General features: G+C 36.4%; 19 protein-coding genes and 1 other annotated feature. All 19 genes read left to right on the forward strand.

Annotation, left to right across the window (positions count from 1 at the left end):
- Positions 1-2 precede the first annotated feature (2 nt).
- The 19 genes from mraY (at position 3) to ileS2 (ending at position 19920) form a co-directional block, all read left to right on the forward strand.
- Positions 3-977, forward strand: a complete 975-nt coding sequence (gene mraY / locus MHH66_RS07255) for a phospho-N-acetylmuramoyl-pentapeptide-transferase (RefSeq protein ID WP_002014738.1) — start codon at positions 3-5, stop codon at positions 975-977.
- Entirely contained in the window at positions 978-2330 is a 1353-nt protein-coding gene (murD, locus tag MHH66_RS07260; RefSeq protein ID WP_002142942.1) for a UDP-N-acetylmuramoyl-L-alanine--D-glutamate ligase, read from the forward strand.
- An 89-nt stretch (positions 2331-2419) separates the two neighbouring features.
- Entirely contained in the window at positions 2420-3511 is a 1092-nt protein-coding gene (gene spoVE / locus MHH66_RS07265) for a stage V sporulation protein E (RefSeq protein ID WP_078184359.1), read from the forward strand.
- Positions 3512-3613: 102 nt separating this feature from the next.
- Entirely contained in the window at positions 3614-4708 is a 1095-nt protein-coding gene (murG, locus tag MHH66_RS07270; protein WP_002088269.1) for an undecaprenyldiphospho-muramoylpentapeptide beta-N-acetylglucosaminyltransferase, read from the forward strand.
- 61 nt (positions 4709-4769) lie between these two features.
- Positions 4770-5675, forward strand: a complete 906-nt coding sequence (murB, locus tag MHH66_RS07275) for a UDP-N-acetylmuramate dehydrogenase (RefSeq protein WP_078184358.1) — start codon at positions 4770-4772, stop codon at positions 5673-5675.
- 98 nt (positions 5676-5773) lie between these two features.
- Positions 5774-6544 carry a cell division protein DivIB gene (gene divIB, locus MHH66_RS07280; RefSeq protein ID WP_002014733.1) on the forward strand — a complete coding sequence of 257 codons (771 nt, stop codon included), beginning with the start codon at positions 5774-5776 and terminating at the stop codon, positions 6542-6544.
- 401 nt (positions 6545-6945) lie between these two features.
- Positions 6946-8247: a cell division protein FtsA gene (gene ftsA / locus MHH66_RS07285; protein ID WP_002014731.1), complete on the forward strand. Its 1302-nt coding sequence runs from the start codon at positions 6946-6948 to the stop codon at positions 8245-8247.
- A 39-nt stretch (positions 8248-8286) separates the two neighbouring features.
- Positions 8287-9441 carry a cell division protein FtsZ gene (ftsZ, locus tag MHH66_RS07290; protein ID WP_002014730.1) on the forward strand — a complete coding sequence of 385 codons (1155 nt, stop codon included), beginning with the start codon at positions 8287-8289 and terminating at the stop codon, positions 9439-9441.
- Positions 9442-9894: 453 nt separating this feature from the next.
- Positions 9895-10812, forward strand: a complete 918-nt coding sequence (gene spoIIGA / locus MHH66_RS07295) for a sigma-E processing peptidase SpoIIGA (RefSeq protein ID WP_078184357.1) — start codon at positions 9895-9897, stop codon at positions 10810-10812.
- A 19-nt stretch (positions 10813-10831) separates the two neighbouring features.
- On the forward strand, positions 10832-11551 hold the full coding sequence (gene sigE / locus MHH66_RS07300) for an RNA polymerase sporulation sigma factor SigE (RefSeq protein ID WP_002128857.1): 720 nt from the start codon (positions 10832-10834) through the stop codon (positions 11549-11551).
- Positions 11552-11708: 157 nt separating this feature from the next.
- Positions 11709-12488, forward strand: coding sequence for an RNA polymerase sporulation sigma factor SigG (sigG, locus tag MHH66_RS07305; RefSeq protein WP_002014725.1), 780 nt, complete (start codon positions 11709-11711; stop codon positions 12486-12488).
- Between the two features lie 293 nt (positions 12489-12781).
- Entirely contained in the window at positions 12782-13060 is a 279-nt protein-coding gene (locus tag MHH66_RS07310; protein WP_078184356.1) for a YlmC/YmxH family sporulation protein, read from the forward strand.
- Between the two features lie 117 nt (positions 13061-13177).
- The gene (pgeF, locus tag MHH66_RS07315) at positions 13178-13987 is read left to right on the forward strand and encodes a peptidoglycan editing factor PgeF (RefSeq protein ID WP_002128855.1); all 810 of its coding nucleotides are present in this window, start codon (positions 13178-13180) and stop codon (positions 13985-13987) included.
- Between the two features lie 5 nt (positions 13988-13992).
- Positions 13993-14667 (forward strand): YggS family pyridoxal phosphate-dependent enzyme, encoded by a 675-nt coding sequence (locus tag MHH66_RS07320; protein WP_002033757.1) that lies wholly within the window; start codon positions 13993-13995, stop codon positions 14665-14667.
- Positions 14668-14686: 19 nt separating this feature from the next.
- The gene (locus MHH66_RS07325) at positions 14687-15157 is read left to right on the forward strand and encodes a cell division protein SepF (RefSeq protein ID WP_002014721.1); all 471 of its coding nucleotides are present in this window, start codon (positions 14687-14689) and stop codon (positions 15155-15157) included.
- Between the two features lie 6 nt (positions 15158-15163).
- On the forward strand, positions 15164-15427 hold the full coding sequence (locus MHH66_RS07330; protein WP_002014720.1) for a YggT family protein: 264 nt from the start codon (positions 15164-15166) through the stop codon (positions 15425-15427).
- A gap of 15 nt (positions 15428-15442) precedes the next feature.
- The gene (locus tag MHH66_RS07335; RefSeq protein ID WP_002033759.1) at positions 15443-16210 is read left to right on the forward strand and encodes a YlmH family RNA-binding protein; all 768 of its coding nucleotides are present in this window, start codon (positions 15443-15445) and stop codon (positions 16208-16210) included.
- A gap of 89 nt (positions 16211-16299) precedes the next feature.
- The gene (gene divIVA, locus MHH66_RS07340; protein WP_001131609.1) at positions 16300-16806 is read left to right on the forward strand and encodes a septum site-determining protein DivIVA; all 507 of its coding nucleotides are present in this window, start codon (positions 16300-16302) and stop codon (positions 16804-16806) included.
- A 51-nt stretch (positions 16807-16857) separates the two neighbouring features.
- Positions 16858-17082, forward strand: a binding site (T-box leader).
- A 72-nt stretch (positions 17083-17154) separates the two neighbouring features.
- On the forward strand, positions 17155-19920 hold the full coding sequence (gene ileS2 / locus MHH66_RS07345; RefSeq protein ID WP_078184355.1) for an isoleucine--tRNA ligase: 2766 nt from the start codon (positions 17155-17157) through the stop codon (positions 19918-19920).
- Positions 19921-19960: the final 40 nt, after the last annotated feature.

Raw genomic sequence — 19960 nt, forward strand, 5'->3', positions numbered from 1 at the left:
ATGTGCTTGAACAAGGTTTATTAGTAACGGCTGGGGTAGCATTTTTAATTTCTGTTGCCCTTTCGCCATTATTTATTCCATTTTTAAGAAAGTTAAAGTTCGGACAGAGTATTCGTGACGAAGGACCGAAGTCACACCAAAAGAAATCAGGGACACCAACGATGGGTGGTATTGTCATATATGTATCTATGATGGTGACTACGCTTATTATGGCGATTAAATTTAACAATTTAGGTGCAGAAGTATCATTGTTATTATTAGTTACATTTGGGTACGGATTAATCGGATTTTTAGATGACTACATAAAAGTAGTAAAGAAAAGAAATCTTGGTTTAACATCAAAACAAAAATTGATTGGTCAACTTGTAATTGCTATTGCGTTCTTTTTAATTGGAAAAGGGCAAGCATTTCACACGTATATCATGATTCCAGGAACTGATGTTAAATTTGAATTAGGCTGGGCGTATTTTGTTCTCGTATTATTTATGCTTATTGGTGGATCAAATGCGGTTAATTTAACAGATGGTTTAGATGGTTTATTATCAGGAACAGCTGCTATTGCATTCGGAGCATTTAGTATTATTGCTGTAGCTCAAGAACAATTTGGAGTAGCGATTTTCTGTATGGCAGTTGTAGGAGCTGTACTTGGATTTTTAGTATTCAATGCGAATCCAGCGAAAGTATTTATGGGGGATACAGGTTCTCTAGCTTTAGGTGGTGCTATCGCAGCTGTAGCGATTTTGTTAAAACAAGAATTGTTACTCGTTATTATTGGCGGTGTATTCGTAGCGGAAACGTTATCTGTTATTATCCAAGTTATTTCGTTCAAAACAACAGGAAAGCGTGTTTTTAAAATGAGTCCATTACATCATCATTATGAATTATGTGGTTGGTCAGAGTGGCGCGTTGTTGTAACGTTTTGGTCTGTAGGATTTTTATTAGCTGTGCTAGGAATTTATATCGGGGTGTGGATGTAATTGAAAACTGTAACTGAATATCAAAATAAAAATGTTCTTGTATTAGGTATTGCTAAAAGTGGTTATGCAGCAGCTACTTTATTAAAAAAGTTAGGGGCAAACGTCATTGTAAATGATGGGAAACCATTAGCGGGTAATGTACTTGCAGCTGAGTTACAAGCGGAAGGAATGGATGTTGTGTGTGGTGGGCATCCATTAGAATTGCTGGAGAGAAACATTTCACTTGTCGTAAAAAATCCAGGAATTCCATATTCTAATCCACTCTTAGTGGCGGCGAAAGAAAAACAAATTCCAATTGTAACTGAGGTTGAATTAGCATATTCCATTTCAGCAGCACCGTTTGTTGGGATTACGGGATCTAACGGTAAAACAACAACGACAATGTTAACGTTTGAAATGTTAAAAGAAGGACAAAAGCACCCAGTTATTGCGGGGAATATAGGTACTGTAGCTTGTGAAGTTGCACAATTGGCGAAGGAAAATGAAGTTGTCGTTACGGAACTTTCATCGTTTCAATTGATGGGAGTGGAATCGTTCCAACCAAAAATTGCAGCCTTTTTAAATTTATTTGAAGCGCATTTAGATTATCACGGGACGAAGAAAGAGTATGGTTTGGCGAAAGCGAATATTTTCAAAAACCAAACTGAAGCAGATTATAGTATAATTAACGCAGATGATGCAGATGTCATGGCGTTATCGGCATATAGTAAAGGACAGAAAGTATTATTTTCGACGACGAAAGAAATTGAAGATGGTGCGTATATAAAAGATAACGCTCTTTATTTTAAAGGCGAAAAAGTAGTTAAAGTAAGTGATATTGTTTTACCTGGTAAGCACAATTTAGAAAATATTTTAGCAGCAATGAGTATTGCTAAATTACTAGGTGTTTCTAATGAAGCAATTACTGCTGTGTTAAAAAGTTTTACAGGTGTAAAACATCGCTTAGAATATGTAACAACGATTAATAATCGTAAATTTTATAATGATTCAAAAGCGACGAATATGCTAGCGACAGAAAAAGCATTATCTGCATTTACACAACCGATTGTATTATTGGCTGGTGGACTTGATCGTGGTAATGAATTTGATGATTTAATTCCATATTTTAAACATGTCAAAGCGATTGTGACATTTGGACAAACTGCACCAAAATTAGTAAGAGCGGCAGAAAAAGCAGGATTAGATGTAATTGAAAGTGTCGATACTTTAGATGATGCAGTAGTGAAAGCTTATGCTCATTCTACCGATGGTGATGTAATTCTTCTTTCACCAGCATGTGCAAGCTGGGATCAATTTAAAACATTTGAAGAAAGAGGAGACATTTTTATACAAGCTGTGCATAAACTTATATAAAGTAAATCAAAACATCAGTAGGCTAACACCTACTGATGTTTTGTTACATAGGGCAAAGGTTCTGCCCAAAGAGGTGGTGTTCATGGGTAATGAAGAAAACGCCTGATTTTATTCTCATCATCGTTACACTTGCGTTGTTAACAATCGGAATGATTATGGTTTATAGTGCGAGTGCGGTTTGGGCCTCTTATAAAATGGGGGATTCATTCTTTTTTGCAAAAAGACAATTGTTATTTGCAAGTCTTGGGGTAGTAGCTATGTTTTTTCTGATGAAAATTGATTATTGGGTATGGCGTACGTATTCAAAAGTAATTTTACTAGTTTGTTTCGTTCTTCTTATTCTAGTTCTTATTCCTGGAGTAGGTCTCGTTCGTGGAGGGGCGCGAAGTTGGATTGGAATCGGGGCATTTTCTATCCAACCGTCAGAGTTTATGAAATTCGCGATGATTATTTTCTTAGCAAAATTTTTAGCGGAACGACAAAAATTAATTACATCTTTTAAACGAGGTTTACTACCGGCTCTTAGTTTTGTATTTCTTGCTTTTGGGATAATTATGTTACAGCCAGATCTTGGTACGGGAACGGTAATGGTTGGGACATGTATTATTATGATATTCATTTCGGGAGCAAGGGTCTTTCACTTTGCAATGTTTGGTTTGCTTGGTGCAGCGGGATTTGTAGGGTTAATTGCATCAGCGCCATATCGAATGAAACGCATCACATCATATTTAGATCCGTGGTCGGATCCGCTCGGAAGTGGATTTCAAATTATCCAATCGTTACTCGCAATTGGACCTGGTGGTTTATTTGGGCTTGGACTTGGACAAAGTAGACAAAAATTTCTTTATTTACCTGAACCACAAACAGACTTTATATTTGCAATCTTATCCGAGGAATTAGGTTTTATTGGTGGTTCATTTGTGTTATTATTATTTAGTCTATTATTATGGCGTGGGATTCGTATAGCATTAGGAGCGCCAGATTTATATGGTACGTTTTTAGCAGTAGGTATTGTGGCGATGATTGCGATTCAAGTAATGATTAATGTTGGTGTTGTAACAGGACTGATGCCTGTTACCGGTATTACTTTGCCATTTTTAAGTTATGGTGGATCAAGTTTGACCTTAATGTTAATGGCAGTAGGTGTATTATTGAATATAAGTCGCCATTCTCGCTATTAAACCCTGTTTAAAAGACAGGGTTTTTCGTGTGTGTGTGAAAATACAATATGTATATAGAAATAAATACGATTGAATAAGAACAGGGAAGTGGAGGAATCAGTAGTGCGAGTATTAGTAAGTGGTGGGGGTACTGGAGGACATATTTATCCAGCTCTTGCTTTAATTAGAGAAATAAAAAAACTAAATCCGGAAGCAAGATTTTTATACATTGGTACAGAGAATGGATTAGAGAGTACCATCGTACCGAAAGCGGGTATTCCGTTCCAATCTATTGTTATAAGTGGATTTAAACGAAAAATATCTCTTGATAATGTAAAAACCGTGATGCGTTTCCTAAAAGGTGTTCAAGATAGTAAACGATATATTCGTCGTTTTAACCCTGATATTGTGATTGGTACGGGTGGATACGTATGTGGGCCAGTTGTATATGCTGCGGCTAAATTAGGTATTCCGACTATTGTCCATGAACAAAATAGTGTACCTGGTGTAACGAATAAATTTTTAAGTCGTTATGTCGATAAAGTTGCAGTTTGTTTTGAAGCAGCTGCAGAACATTTTCCACAGTCAAAAGTGGTTATGACAGGTAATCCACGTGCATCAGAAGTAATGGACCAAAATGGAATGAAAGGAAAACGTTCGGTAGGACTATCCCTTTCTAAAAAATCCGTGCTTATTTTTGGTGGGAGCCGCGGGGCTAGACCGATTAACGATGCTTTTGTAGAAGCGATTGAACAATTTGGGAATAAAAGTTACGAAGTATTATATGTAACAGGCGAAGTACATTATGATAAAGTTATGGAAGCCGTGAAACAAAAAGGGAATCCGAATAATGTTATTATTAAACCTTTTATTCATAATATGCCAGAGGTACTGACGGGTGTAGATCTTGTTGTTTCAAGGGCAGGGGCTACAACGCTTGCAGAATTAACAGCGTTAGGAAAGCCGAGTGTATTAATTCCAAGTCCGTACGTAACAAATAACCATCAAGAAAAAAATGCACGATCAGTTGTTGATAAAGGAGCAGCTAAAATGCTACTTGAAAAAGATTTAACATCTGAAACGCTTATTCGTGACATTGATGAGATTTTATTGGATACACAAACATTACAAAATATGAAACTGGCTACTAAGCAACTTGGTATTCCAGATGCAGCAAATAAGCTATATGAAGTAATGAACAAGCTTATTAAAAAATAACATTAGGTGAACGCCCCGCATATTACTGTAATAAGGAGACTTGATATGGGGGAGATTGTCTATGGAACAATTAGTAAAAGAGCTTTTAGAAGCAAATGTTGGTCGCGTGTTAGTTAATGAACCGTTAGCGCGTTACACGACTATGAAAATAGGCGGACCAGCTGATATTTTAATTGTACCAAAGCATGTTGCTGGTATTGAGAAGACTCTAGAGTTAGTAAAGAAGTACAAGACAAGGTGGACTGCAATTGGTCGTGGTTCAAATCTTCTCGTATCTGATCAAGGTATAGAAGGTGTGGTTATTCGTTTAGGAGAAGGATTAGACCATTTAGAAGTCGAAAAACATAGAGTAAGAGTCGGTGCTGGATATCCCCTTATTAAATTGTCAACTTTACTTAGTCGACAGGGATTAGCGGGCCTGGAATTTGCAAGTGGTATTCCAGGAAGTGTTGGCGGTGCAGTGTATATGAATGCAGGCGCTCATAAGTCCGACATATCGAGTGTATTAACGAAAGCTCGTATTTTGTTTGACAATGGAACAATTAATTGGTTGACGAATACCGAAATGGGCTTTTCTTATCGCACATCTGTATTGCAAATGAAACGCCCTGGTATTGTTTTGGAAGCTGAATTCCAATTGGAGGTAGGCGAACGCGAGGGAATTGTAAGAAGCATGCAAAAGAATAAAGAGTATCGCCGTGAAACGCAGCCTTGGAATTACCCTTGTGCAGGAAGTATATTTCGAAATCCAGTCCCCTATTTTGCAGGAGATTTAATAGAAAAATCAGGGCTTCGTGGTTATACAATAGGTGGAGCTCAAATTTCTGAAATGCATGGGAATTTTATTGTTAATACTGGTGTGGCCTCAGCGCAAGATGTATTAGACTTAATCGCATTGGTAAAGCGTACAATTAAAGATAAATTTGGTGTTGATATGCATACAGAAGTAGAAATAATTGGAAGATAACGGTTGTTCGTTCCGCTCATTATCATTTATGTTATAATAAGAAGATAAGAACGGCATGAGGAACATGCCGTTCTTTATGTTACATAGGGGGATCGTACATGAAAAATAGTAAAGTGATTAAACTACAAGATCGTGTACCAAAATTAAAGAATCAAAATAAAAAAAATAAGAAACCTGTTAATCATCGGTTAATTTTATACATATCGATTTTATTTTTATTAGTACTCTTTTTAATTTATTTTCGGTCTCCGCTTAGTAATATAAAAAAGATAAGTGTCTTTGGAAATCATTATATGACAGATGAACAAGTTATGAAGGAATCAGGTGTGACATATGATACGAGTTATTTCCGAGTAACAGCACATAAAGCAGAAGAAAACTTAACGAAACGAAAAGAAATTAAAGAGGTAAATGTAAAAAAACGTTTCCCAAACAAAATTGATGTTCATATCGAAGAATATTTAACAATTGGCTATATAAACAAAGATGGGAAATTACAACCGTTATTAGAAAATGGGAAAACACTCGATGTACTTCCGAACGGAAAGCTTCCAGTTGCAGCACCAATTTTTGAACCATTTAAAGAGGAAAAAATGAAGGAATTAATTGCAGAACTAGAAAAATTAACGCCAACTATTTTAAGGTCTATTTCTGAAATTCGTTATACACCAACGAACGCAAATGAAGATCATCTTACTTTATATATGAATGAAGGATATGAAGTGAGCACCACTATTCAAAATTTCGCAAAGCGAATGGAAGCTTATCCACTTATTTTAAAAACAATTGAACCTGGTAAGAAGGTTTTAATTGACTTAGAAGTGGGTGCATATACGAAGGAACTAGGTGCTGAAGAAAAGAAAGAATAGAATGATAGTTTTTACTGCGTTATTACGTATGAAATGAAACAAACGTTCTTTTATATGGATGCTAATTTGCAAGAATGCTTAATTTGATGAAAAAAATGTAAATTTTCTTAGATTCATACTAGGATTGGTACAAGTTTCACTTTTCTACAAGTACATCTTAGTGTAGACTTATACTTGGCGGTAATCTTTACACTTGAAATATAATTATTTCAAGATAGAGCAGTTATTCACAGGTTACTGCGATATTCTTAAATGAATGTTAAATAAAAATAAGAAAAATATAGGGTTAAAAAAGGGAAACGTACAAAGACGTTGAATATTTTTCTTATAAATAGTAAAGTTGCGATTGTTGTTCCATATATTGAGTTGTATGGTATAAATAAAGAAGGAGGTGCCAAAGAATGAACAGCAATGAAATATATGTTAGTCTTGACATCGGTACATCCAATGTTAAAGTCATCATTGGTGAAATGGTTAATGATAGCTTAAACATTATTGGTGTTGGAAACGTAAAATCAAATGGTTTGAAAAAGGGATCGATAGTTGATATAGATGAAACTGTTCGATCAATTAAAAAAGCAATTGAACAAGCTGAGCGCATGGTGGGTATCCACATTGAGCAAGTTGTAGTAGGTGTCAATGCAAACCAGGTACAGTTGCTCCCGTGTCACGGAGTAGTCGCTGTTTCAAATGAAGATCGTGAAATCGGGAATGAAGATGTCTTACGCGTTCTAGATGCAGCGCAAGTTGTGTCAATTGCTCCTGAACGTGAATTTATTGATGTGGTACCTCGACAGTTCATTGTAGACGGTCTTGACGAGATTAACGATCCACGCGGGATGATCGGTGTAAGATTAGAAATGGAAGGTACACTTATTACAGGCTCGAGAACTTTACTACATAACCTACTTCGTTGTGTAGAAAAAGCAGGTCTTGAAATTGTTGATATTTGTCTGCAACCTTTAGCGGCAGCGACAGTTGCGTTATCTTCGGATGAAAGAAATAGAGGGGTAGCCCTTGTTGATATGGGCGGAGGATCTACAACCTTATCTATTTTTAAAGATGGAGAGTTGCAAGCAACGAGCGTATTGCCATTAGGTGGAGATCATATAACGAAGGATATAGCGATTGGGCTGAAAACTTCAACAGAAAATGCAGATCAAATTAAGCTGAAATATGGACATGCTTTTTATGATACAGCATCTGAAGAAGAGATGTTTACGGTTCCTATTATGGGAAGCGATCAAACAGAACAATATTCTCAGTTGGAATTATCGGATATAATAGAGGCTCGTGTAGAGGAAATTTTAATGTTTGTTCAAGATGAAGTGCATAAGTTAGGAGTAAAGCAAGCTGCTTCTGGATATGTACTAACTGGTGGGATAGCTTCTATGCCAGGTGTTCTTGATCTTGCATACGATATTTTACATGAAAATGTTCGTATAGCAACTCCTGATTATATTGGTGTTCGTGAGCCTCAATATACAAGTGGAGTTGGATTAATTAAACATTCTTATCAAAAAGCTAAATTACGTGGGAAAAATGTGCAGGAAAAGCAAGAACATTTTGAACCAGTACCAGCACCAATGCCGGTACAACAGCAACCTGCGAAACAAAAAACTCGTAATCAAAACAATACTAATCAAAATGATGACCGCATGATGTCAAAAGTAAAACGTGCATTCCGTTATTTATGGGATTAAAATTGGACACGAAAAATGAGGTTCTAGGGGGATTTCGACATGTTAGAGTTTGATACTACTCAAGATCAATTAGCGAATATAAAAGTTATCGGTGTCGGCGGTGGCGGAAACAACGCTGTAAACCGTATGATTGAACACGGTGTACAAGGTGTAGACTTTATCGCTGTGAATACTGATGCACAAGCATTAAATCTATCAAAAGCTGAAACGAAAATGCAAATTGGTGGAAAATTAACGCGTGGACTTGGTGCAGGCGCAAACCCTGAAGTAGGGAAAAAAGCTGCAGAAGAAAGTAAAGAACAGATTCAAGAAGCGCTTCGTGGCGCGGATATGGTCTTCGTAACTGCTGGTATGGGCGGCGGAACTGGAACTGGTGCAGCTCCAGTTGTTGCTCAAGTTGCAAAAGAACTAGGCGCGTTAACAGTTGGTGTTGTAACACGTCCATTTACATTTGAAGGGCGTAAACGTGCAACTCAAGCTGCATCTGGTATTGCGTCATTTAAAGAAAATGTAGATACACTTATCGTAATTCCAAATGATCGCTTATTAGAGATTGTTGATAAAAATACGCCAATGTTAGAAGCGTTCCGTGAAGCAGATAACGTATTACGTCAAGGTGTTCAAGGTATTTCTGATTTAATTGCTACACCAGGTCTAATTAACTTAGACTTTGCAGATGTAAAAACAATTATGTCTAATAGAGGTTCTGCTTTAATGGGTATCGGTTCTGGTAATGGTGAAAATCGTGCTGCTGAAGCTGCGAAAAAAGCGATTTCTAGTCCATTACTAGAAACATCTATTGATGGAGCTCAAGGTGTTATTATGAACATTACGGGCGGCGCAAACTTAAGTTTATATGAAGTACAAGAAGCAGCAGACATTGTAGCTTCAGCTTCGGATCCAGAAGTAAATATGATCTTCGGTTCTGTTATTAATGAAGGATTAAAAGATGATATCGTTGTCACTGTAATTGCAACTGGTTTTGATGATAGTGCTTCGACACAACCACCAAAACCAATTATCCGTCCGACTGCGAATCACACACAACAGCAACAACAACCAGTAGCTCAACCTTCAAAACAACGTGAAGTTAAGCGTGAAATGAAACGTGAAGAGCCGGTTGTGCATGATCGTCATACAGATTCAGATGACATCGATATTCCAGCATTCTTACGTAACCGTCGTAGACGATAAAAGAAAAGGAGCTTTCATGCTCCTTTTTTTTGTTGTCTAAATGGAAAAGATCTGCTAATCAGATCTTTTTTTATTATTTTGCATATGGAGAGCCCAGTCCTATTTTTAAGCCATAAGCTGTGATAAATTGAAACTTTAATTAATCGGGGGTGTTCATCCGAAAATGATTGTTAGCCCGACTCCCACTTAACTTCTGTACTTTTTTATAGTTGAATTTTGAGGCAGGGTCTTACTGCCCGCAAATAGCAAGATAAACTTTGTATATATATAATTCAATTATTATGTATACAAGTAAGAAATTTATATTATTCTATGAAAAATACATTTTTATTTTTTACCGACAGATTATGTCTAGAAATCACAAAATAACAAAAAAACCCCTCCACCAATTGACACACTTTCCTATTGGATATGCATTATACTAGTCTCAACTTAAAAAAAGAGGTGAATTGTTTGGTTGTTTACGCCGACATTGTCTGGTTGTTAAACGCCTGCATTGATTTTCTTTTACTTTTATTAACAGCCACCGTGTTAAAAAAGAGAATCAAAAGATGGAGGCTTGTGTTAGGGGCATTTATAGGTTCAACTATTGTTATTTTCGCCTTTACGCCTTTTGCTTCTATGATGACACATCCAATTATGAAACTATTGTACTCGTTACTTATTGTGTATACAGCATTTGGGTTTTCGACATTTAGAAATTATACACAAACTGTTTTTACTTTCTATTTTGTAACCTTTATGGTTGGTGGAGGATTAATTGGAACGCATTACTTTTTGCAAACGAACGAAATGGTAAATGGATTAGTTCAATCTAAATCAGTTTCTTACGGTGATCCAATTAGTTGGGTATTTGTTATTTTTGGTTTTCCAGTAATTTATTATTTTTCTAAAAAGCGTATAGAAAGCGTAGAGGTCACAAAGATACACTATGATCAAATCGTGAAAGTGGAAATTCAATTAGCTGGAGAGGAACTAGAATTAGCAGGTTTAATTGATAGTGGGAACCAACTTTATGACCCGTTAACGAAAACACCCGTTATGATTATGCATATTTCATCATTAGAACATTGTTTGCCAGCTTGGTTAACAGAACAAATTTATTCCAAAACAGAAATTCCTCAAATACCAGAAAATGATTCTGGATGGGCGACGAAACTACGTTTAATTCCTTTCCGAGCAGTAGGAGTAGAGAATCAATTTTTATGGGCAATTAAGCCAGATTGTGTGCGAGTTTATCATGAAGGTAGTTCGGTTGTTGTAAACAAAGTACTGATTGGATTAAATACACAACAATTATCTACTAATGGAGAGTATCAATGCATTGTACATCCGAAAATGTTGATTTTGAAAAAGATGGTAATTGCTTAATTATGAGAGGCGGGATAATATGGTGAAATTTAAATTTTATTTGGTATACCTTTGGTATAAAGTATTGCTGAAATTAGGAATTAAGACCGATGAAATTTATTATATTGGTGGAAGTGAAGCGTTGCCACCGCCGTTAACGAAAGAAGAAGAGGCAGTTCTTTTGAATAAATTACCAAATGGAGATCAAGCTGCGAGGTCGATGCTTATTGAACGTAACCTAAGGCTTGTTGTATATATAGCAAGAAAATTTGAAAATACAGGGATCAATATTGAGGATTTGATTAGTATAGGAACAATTGGTCTTATTAAGGCAGTGAATACATTTAATCCAGAAAAGAAAATTAAATTAGCAACATATGCATCTCGTTGTATAGAAAATGAAATTTTAATGCATTTGCGTCGAAATAATAAAAATCGTTCGGAAGTTTCTTTTGATGAACCGCTTAACATTGATTGGGACGGAAATGAACTGTTACTATCAGATGTTTTAGGTACAGATGATGACATTATTACAAAAGATTTAGAAGCTACTGTAGATCGTCATCTTTTAATGAAAGCATTGCATCAATTAAATGACCGTGAAAAACAAATTATGGAGCTTCGGTTTGGACTCGCTGGTGGCGAAGAGAAGACACAAAAAGATGTGGCTGATATGCTTGGAATTTCACAGTCTTATATTTCTCGTTTGGAAAAAAGAATTATAAAAAGATTACGAAAAGAATTTAATAAAATGGTGTGAAGAATAAGACCAGTCGGTATCTAGACTGGTCTTATTCTTTTTTTGTGCATTAGGAAATATGATATTTGTGAAAAATGATGGAAAAACCGTATGCATAAAATCCCCTTCAAAGGAAATACTTTACACTGTACAGCAACTCCCGATAGGAGGGAACACTTTGACGAGAAACAAAGTAGAAATTTGCGGTGTTGATACAGCTAAACTTCCAGTACTAAAAAATGAAGAGATGCGTAAATTATTTCGTGAAATGCAAAGTGGAGAGATAAGCGCCAGAGAGAAATTAGTAAATGGAAACTTACGTCTTGTACTGAGCGTCATCCAAAGATTTAATAACAGAGGAGAATATGTTGATGATTTATTTCAAGTTGGTTGCATTGGACTTATGAAATCCATTGATAACTTTGATTTAGGCCAAAATGTAAAGTTTTCAACGTATGCTGTGCCGATGATTATTGGAGAAATACGTAGATATTTGCGTGATAACAATCCAATTCGTGTATCTCGCTCATTACGAGATATTGCGTATAAAGCGTTGCAAGTAAGAGAAAAATTGATTGCTGAAAATTCAAAAGAACCAACAGCAATGGATATTGCGAAAGTTCTTGAAGTGACACATGAAGAGATTGTTTTTGCACTAGATGCGATTCAAGATCCGGTTTCATTATTTGAACCGATTTATAACGATGGAGGAGATCCTATCTTTGTTATGGATCAATTAAAGGATGAAAAACAAAAGGACGAGCAGTGGGTTGAAGAACTGGCGTTGAAAGAAGGAATGAAGCGTTTAAATGATCGTGAAAAAATGATTATTCGAAAACGTTTCTTTCAAGGAAAGACACAGATGGAAGTTGCCGAAGAAATTGGGATTTCTCAAGCGCAAGTATCACGTTTGGAGAAGTCTGCTATTAAGCAAATGAATAAGACGATTCAAGGATAAGGTCCTCACCAGTTATGGTGAGGTCTTTTTTATATATAATATTTTGCGCTCATAGTAGATTGGGTAGGTTCATATAATGAAAATAAAATGGATGTTCTATTAGTAGCGGTTATATACTGTTTATCCGCTTCGAAATTAGGCTGAAGTAAAAAGTTAGATGGAAGCGGGACTGCCCGTAAAAGTCCGATTGGCATGGGTTAATAATCAGTAGGGATGGGGATAATCCCACTGATTAAGGTTTCACTTTATTTGAGAGCGTACTTACGATTCATGATATAAGGGAGAGGATGAATATGATACGGATTTCGGAGTTTCAAATGAAGGATGTTGTAAATGTTTCAGATGGAAAGAGGCTTGGGAATATTGGAGATATTGATATTGATATAGACACAGGAAAGATTAGGGCGGTTATTATTTCTAAGCAGGCACGAATGCTTGGAATCTTTGGGAAGGAAGTAGAATTTGTGATTCCTTGGGAGCAAATTATGAAAATTGGAGAAGATGTCATACTTGTAAAAGTAGATCATGTTAATTCTGTAACAGAATCAATACAAACACCGACAATTTCATAAAGAATATTACAAATTCCTCTTTTTTTTCTGTTGTCATTATGAAAAAATAAAAGTATGGTAAAATAGACAGGAAGTACCATACTTTTTTCTGTTATTTTAATTAAAAGGAGTCGCTTTATGAGAGAACCATTTAAATATGCGGACGGTATACTGTATTTACAAGCGTGGAAAGAACTTGGAAACATTACTGTTGGATTTACGACAAAAGATGGTGGAGTAAGTACAGGCTCCTTTCATGCGATGAATTTAGGATTACATGTGAATGATATCGTGGAGAATGTTCATGAAAACAGACGCATTTTAGCGAATAAGTTACAAAAACCATTAGAAAAATGGATTTGCTCTGAACAAGTTCATGACCATCATGTTGAGAAAGTAGGACTGCAAGAAAAAGGGAAAGGCGTTTATTCATATGAAGACGGTATTCCAAAAACGGATGGCATTTATACGACTAACAAAGATGTTCTCTTAACATCTTGTTACGCTGATTGTGTTCCGCTCTATTTTTATGCACCATCACATGATATGATAGGACTTGCGCATGCTGGGTGGAAAGGGACTGTAACAGAGATTGCGAAAGAAATGATTCAAAAGTGGAATGCAGAAGGTGTTTCAAGTGATGAAATTCATGTCGCAATTGGTCCTGCAATCGGATCATGTTGTTATGTTGTTGATGATCGTGTATTAACAGCAGCACAGCAAGTAGTAAACGGATCTGTTCCTCATAAAGTAATTTCTGATGGTCAGTATGCAATTAATTTAAAAGAAGTTAATCGTATATTATGTGTACAAGCAGGCATAAAAGAAGAACATATTGTAATGTCATCTCTTTGTACAAGCTGTGAAGAACAATTATTTTTCTCTCATCGTCGTGATCAAGGTAAGACGGGGAGAATGTTGAGTTTCATAGGTTTTAAGGAGGAGTGAAGTAAGTGACAGTGCAAGGGAATTTAGCAGATGTAAACGAAGTAATTAAAGAATCTTGTGTACGAGCTGGACGTTCGATGAAAGATATTAAGCTCGTTGCAGTTACAAAAACTGTAGGGATTGAAAAAACAAGCGAAGTAATTGAAACAGGAATTATTGATTTAGGTGAAAATAGAAATGAAGGTTTCTTACAAAAATACGAGCATTTCGGTTCAAAAGTGAATTGGCATTTTATTGGATCATTGCAAACGAGAAAAGTAAAAGAAATCATTAATGAGATTGATTATTTACATTCATTAGATCGTCTTTCGCTTGCAAAAGAAATTCAAAAACGTGCTGATAAGAAAGTTAAATGCTTTATTCAAGTGAAAACATCATCTGAAGAATCAAAGCAAGGATTGGCGATAGAAGAAACAATTTCTTTTATTCAAAGTTTGCAAGAATTGGATAAGATTGAAGTGGTAGGATTGATGACAATGGCTCCGTTTACAGGAGAAGAGGAAGAGATTCGTCGCTGCTTTAAGGAATTGCGCATGCTACAAACAGAGGTGCAGGAGCTAGAATTATTACATGCACCATGTAAAGAATTATCAATGGGAATGTCAAATGATTACACGATTGCAATTGAGGAAGGCGCTACATATATTCGTTTGGGAACGGTTTTAGTAGGAAAAGCGTAGGAGGAAGGAGAAAGTTATTATGAGTTGGTCAAAAGTAAAATACTTCTTTTTTGACACACCGGAAGAAAAAGAAGCAGCTCAATATAGTTATGAAAAGGAGCAAACAGACATGAAAAAGCAACAAGATCCCCCAGAACAACAAGATGTTCCGTTTGCGAAAGTGCAACCGAAGCAAAATGTAGTGAGTATTGAAACAGCGAAGCAATCTTCAAAAGTTGTTTTACTAGAACCACGTACATATTCGGAAGCGCAAGGCATTTCGGATCACTTAAAAGGTAGACGAGCTGTTGTAATTAATTTGCAAAGAATGTCTACAGATCAAGCTGTACGTATCGTTGACTTTTTAAGTGGTACTGTATACGCTATAGGCGGGGATATTCAAAAAATAGGCCCGAAAACATTTATGTGTACACCTGAAAATGTTGATATCGTTGGTGCGATTTCAGAGTTATTCGGTGAAGAAGAAGAGACAAATATAAAGAGGTGGTAATACGCCATGACAACAGTTTTAACAGTGTTACTTACTGCTATCGAGATTTACTCGTGGGCACTAATTATTTACATTCTCCTATCATGGTTTCCTGGCGCAAAGGAATCAGCTTTTGGAGATTTTCTTGCGCGTATTTGCGAACCGTATTTAGAGCCGTTTAGAAGGTTTATTCCACCATTTGGTATGATTGATATTTCTCCACTTGTTGCTATTGTTGCCTTGAAACTTGCTAGAGGTGGTTTAGTGAGTTTATTCAACTATTTTTTATAGTGTGAGGTTAAATACATGAGCATCTATGAGCATTTTAGACCTGATGAAGAGGTCTTTGTGGATAAAGTATTAGAGTGGAAACAGGCTGCTGAGTACCATCAAGTCAAGTTAACAGATTTTCTTGATCCAAGACAGCAACAAATTGTTTCTATGGTAATAGGGCAAGGAGATGTAGCTGTACGGTTTGATGGTGCGATGCCTGAAGCCGAACGGAAAAGAGCACTAATTTATCCAGATTATCTAGAATTAAATGAAGAGGAATTTCAAGTAGAAGTATTAGAAATTGACTATCCTTCCAAGTTTTTTACGCTAGAACATAGGCAAATATTAGGTGCATTCATGTCGCTTGGTTTAACAAGGGAAAAATGTGGTGATATTTTGCTTCAAGAAGACCGTGCCCAAATTGCAGTTGCCAAAGAAGTTGTATCGTATATTGAAATGAACTTACAATCAATAGGGAAAATGAAAGTCACACTCTCTCCTATACAAGTAGAGAAAATTTTGCGTGTAGGTGAAAAATGGGGAGAAAAATCTGGGACTGTTTCGTCACTTCGTCTAGATGTTTTATTAGCTGAAATGCTACATATATCTAGGCAGAAGGTACAGCCTCTTATAAAAGGTGGCTTAGTAAAAGTCAATTGGAAAACAGTAGAGCAAACTTCGTATGAATGTTTTCCAGGGGATGTTTTCTCGGTTAGAGGGTATGGACGAAGTAAATTATTTTCTGTAGAAGGTAAAACGAAGCGCGACAAATGGAGAGTTTTGTATGGTATACTAAAATGATTGGTTTTTTAGAAGGAAATTCTCTTATTTTGTCGAAGAAAAGATATAATTGAAAGAGGAAATTTAGATAACTACTTGGAGGTGGCGTTGTGCCGTTAACACCATTAGATATTCATAACAAAGAATTTGGTCGCGGATTTCGTGGCTACGATGAAGATCAAGTAAATGAGTTTCTTGATCAAATCATCAAAGATTATGAATTAGTCATTCGTGAGAAAAAAGCTTTAGAAGAAAAGGTTGCACAATTAGAAGGAAAGTTAGATCATTTTTCTAATATTGAAGATACGCTGAACAAATCTATCATTGTCGCACAAGAAGCTGCTGAAGAAGTGAAGCGTAATGCACAAAAAGAAGCAAAATTAATTGTACGTGAAGCAGAAAAAAATGCAGATCGTATCATTAATGAAGCGTTAGTGAAATCAAGAAAAGTTGCTTTTGATATTGAAGAGTTGAAGAAACAAGCGAAAGTATTCCGAACTCGTTTCCGTATGTTATTAGAAACACAACTTGAAATGTTAAACAACGATGATTGGGATAAACTAATTGAATTAGAAGACGAAGTGGACGAACTGTTGAAAAAAGAAGAAACAGTGTAAGCTTGACGTTTTTCTCATTATTACATATAATTTTAAACAGCATATTTATTAAGAAAAACGAAGATAGGGATAAGTACCTTTTTCATACCTTATATAGCGAACTGAGGATGGTGTAAGCTCAGGATAAGGAGATAATGGGAATATCACCCTGGAGTTCCGCGCTGAACAAATTTAGTAAGCGTAGGCGTATATTCGCGTTAAGAATATAAAGAGGACCTTATGCATTTGTATATGGTCTACTAGGGTGGTACCGCGGGAGACTTTCTCGTCCCTTTTTGGGGATGAGAGGTCTCTTTTTTATTCCCTTTTTTAAGGTCTGTCGTTTATATATTTAAGGAGGAATTGAGCATGGAGTACAAAAATACATTACTAATGCCAAAAACAGAATTCCCGATGCGTGGGAATTTACCGAAACGTGAGCCTGCAATGCAAGGAAAATGGGCTGAAATGAATATTTATGAAAAGGTACAAGAACATACGAAAGGCCGTCCTTTATTTGTACTACATGATGGACCTCCATATGCAAATGGTGACATCCATATGGGACACGCACTAAATAAAGTGTTAAAAGACTTTATTGTTCGTTTTAAATCAATGACTGGATACTGTGCACCATATGTACCAGGTTGGGATACACACGGTTTACCAATTGAGCAAGCTTTAACAAATAAAGGTGTAAAGCGTAAAGAAATGACAGTTGCTGAGTTCCGTAAGTTATGTGCAGAGTATGCATATGAGCAAGTAGAACGTCAACGTGAACAATTTAAGCGTTTAGGTGTACGTGCAGATTGGGATAATCCATATATTACTTTAGAGCCAGCTTATGAAGCACAACAAATTAAAGTGTTTGGTGACATGGCGAAAAAAGGTTATATCTATAAAGGACAAAAACCAGTTTACTGGTCTCCAACAAGTGAATCAGCTTTAGCAGAAGCTGAAATTGAATATCAAGATAAAAAATCAGCATCTATTTACGTAGCATTCCCTGTAAAAGATGGAAAGAACGTATTAGAAGGTGATGAGAAATACATTATTTGGACAACAACGCCTTGGACGTTACCTGCAAACTTAGGTATTTCTGTTCACCCAGAACTTGAATATGCTATTGTGAAAGTAAATGATGAGAAATATATCATCGCTTCTGAACTATTTGAGACAGTTGCAAAAACGTTAGAGTGGGAAAATGCTGAAGTTGTGAAAACGGTAAAAGGTAGCGAACTTGAGTATACAGTTGCAAAACATCCATTCTACGATCGTGACTCATTAGTTATGCTAGGAGAGCACGTAACAACAGATGCAGGTACAGGTTGTGTTCATACAGCACCAGGACACGGGGAAGATGACTTCGTTGTTGGTAAAAAGTATGGCTTAGAAGTACTTTGCCCAGTTGATGATAAAGGTGTATTAACAAATGAAGCACCTGGATTTGAAGGCTTATTCTATGATAAAGCTAACAAGCCAATTACGGAAAAATTAGAAGAAGTAGGCGCGTTACTGAAACTAACATTCATTACGCATTCATACCCACATGATTGGAGAACGAAAAAACCAATTATTTTCCGTGCGACAGCGCAGTGGTTTGCATCTATTGAAGCGTTCCGTAAAGAATTATTAGAAGCTGTTGCGGAAACAAAATGGGTACCAGCATGGGGAGAAACTCGTCTTCATAATATGGTTCGTGACCGTGGTGACTGGTGTATTTCTCGTCAGCGTGCATGGGGTGTGCCAATTCCTGTATTCTATGCAGAAAATGGTGATCCAATTATTACAGATGAAACAATTAATCATGTAGCAGATTTATTCCGTGAGCACGGTTCTAACGTATGGTTCGAGCGTGAAGCGAAAGATTTATTACCAGAAGGATTTACACATACAGGTAGCCCAAATGGTGAATTCCGTAAAGAAACAGACATCATGGATGTATGGTTCGATTCAGGTTCTTCTCACCAAGCGGTATTAGAAGAGCGCGAAGACTTACAACGTCCAGCTGATTTATATTTAGAAGGATCTGACCAGTATCGTGGTTGGTTTAACTCTTCATTATCAACAGCAGTTGCTGTAACTGGTAAAGCTCCGTATAAAGGCGTACTAAGCCATGGTTTCGTACTAGATGGTGACGGACGTAAAATGAGTAAGTCGATTGGAAACATCGTCGTACCGAAGAAAATTATGGATCAATTAGGCGGAGACATTTTACGCTTATGGGTATCTTCTGTTGACTATCAATCTGATGTACGTATTTCAGATGATATTTTAAAACAAGTAGCAGAAGTGTATCGTAAAATCCGTAACACATTCCGTTTCTTATTAGGAAACTTAGATGATTTTAATCCAAGTGAAAATACAGTAGCGGTAGCTGAACTTCGTGAAGTAGATCGTTACATGTTAGTGAAGTTAAATGACTTAATTACAAAAGTAAAAGATGCATATGAAACATATGACTTTGCTGCTGTATATCATGCAATTCACAACTTCTGTACAATTGATCTAAGTTCATTCTACTTAGACTTTGCAAAAGACATTTTATATATTGAAGGTGCAGATCACGCGGATCGTCGTGCAATTCAAACTGTATTATATGATGTTCTTGTTGCATTAACGAAACTTGTAACGCCAATCTTACCTCATACAGCTGATGAAGTATGGCCATATGTTCCTGGTGCAGAAGAAGAAAGCGTACAGTTAACTAATATGCCAGAAGCTACAGAAGTAGAGGGTTCAGAAGCGTTAAGAGCAAAATGGGATGCATTTATGACATTACGTGATGACGTTTTAAAAGCGTTAGAAGTAGCTCGTAATGAGAAAGTAATTGGTAAGTCATTAAATGCGAGCATTACGCTATATCCGACTGCAGAAATGAAGGCTATGTTAGAGTCTATTAGCGAAGACTTAAAGCAATTATTCATCGTCTCTGAGTATAAACTTGGTGGTACAATTGAAGAAGCACCAACAGATGCACCAAAGTATGAGCATACAGCTGTAGTTGTAGCACAGGCGACAGGTGAGACGTGTGAACGTTGTTGGGTTGTTTCAGAAACAATTGGTAAAGATGCAGAACATGAAACATTATGTGAGCGTTGTGCAACGGTTGTTAAAGAAAATTATGTAAAATAATGAAAAAAAGCTGACTGCTCATAATAGCAGTCAGTTTTTT

It is taken from the genome of Bacillus sp. FSL H8-0492 (assembly GCF_038006145.1).
GTDB classification, from domain to species: domain Bacteria; phylum Bacillota; class Bacilli; order Bacillales; family Bacillaceae_G; genus Bacillus_A; species Bacillus_A mycoides.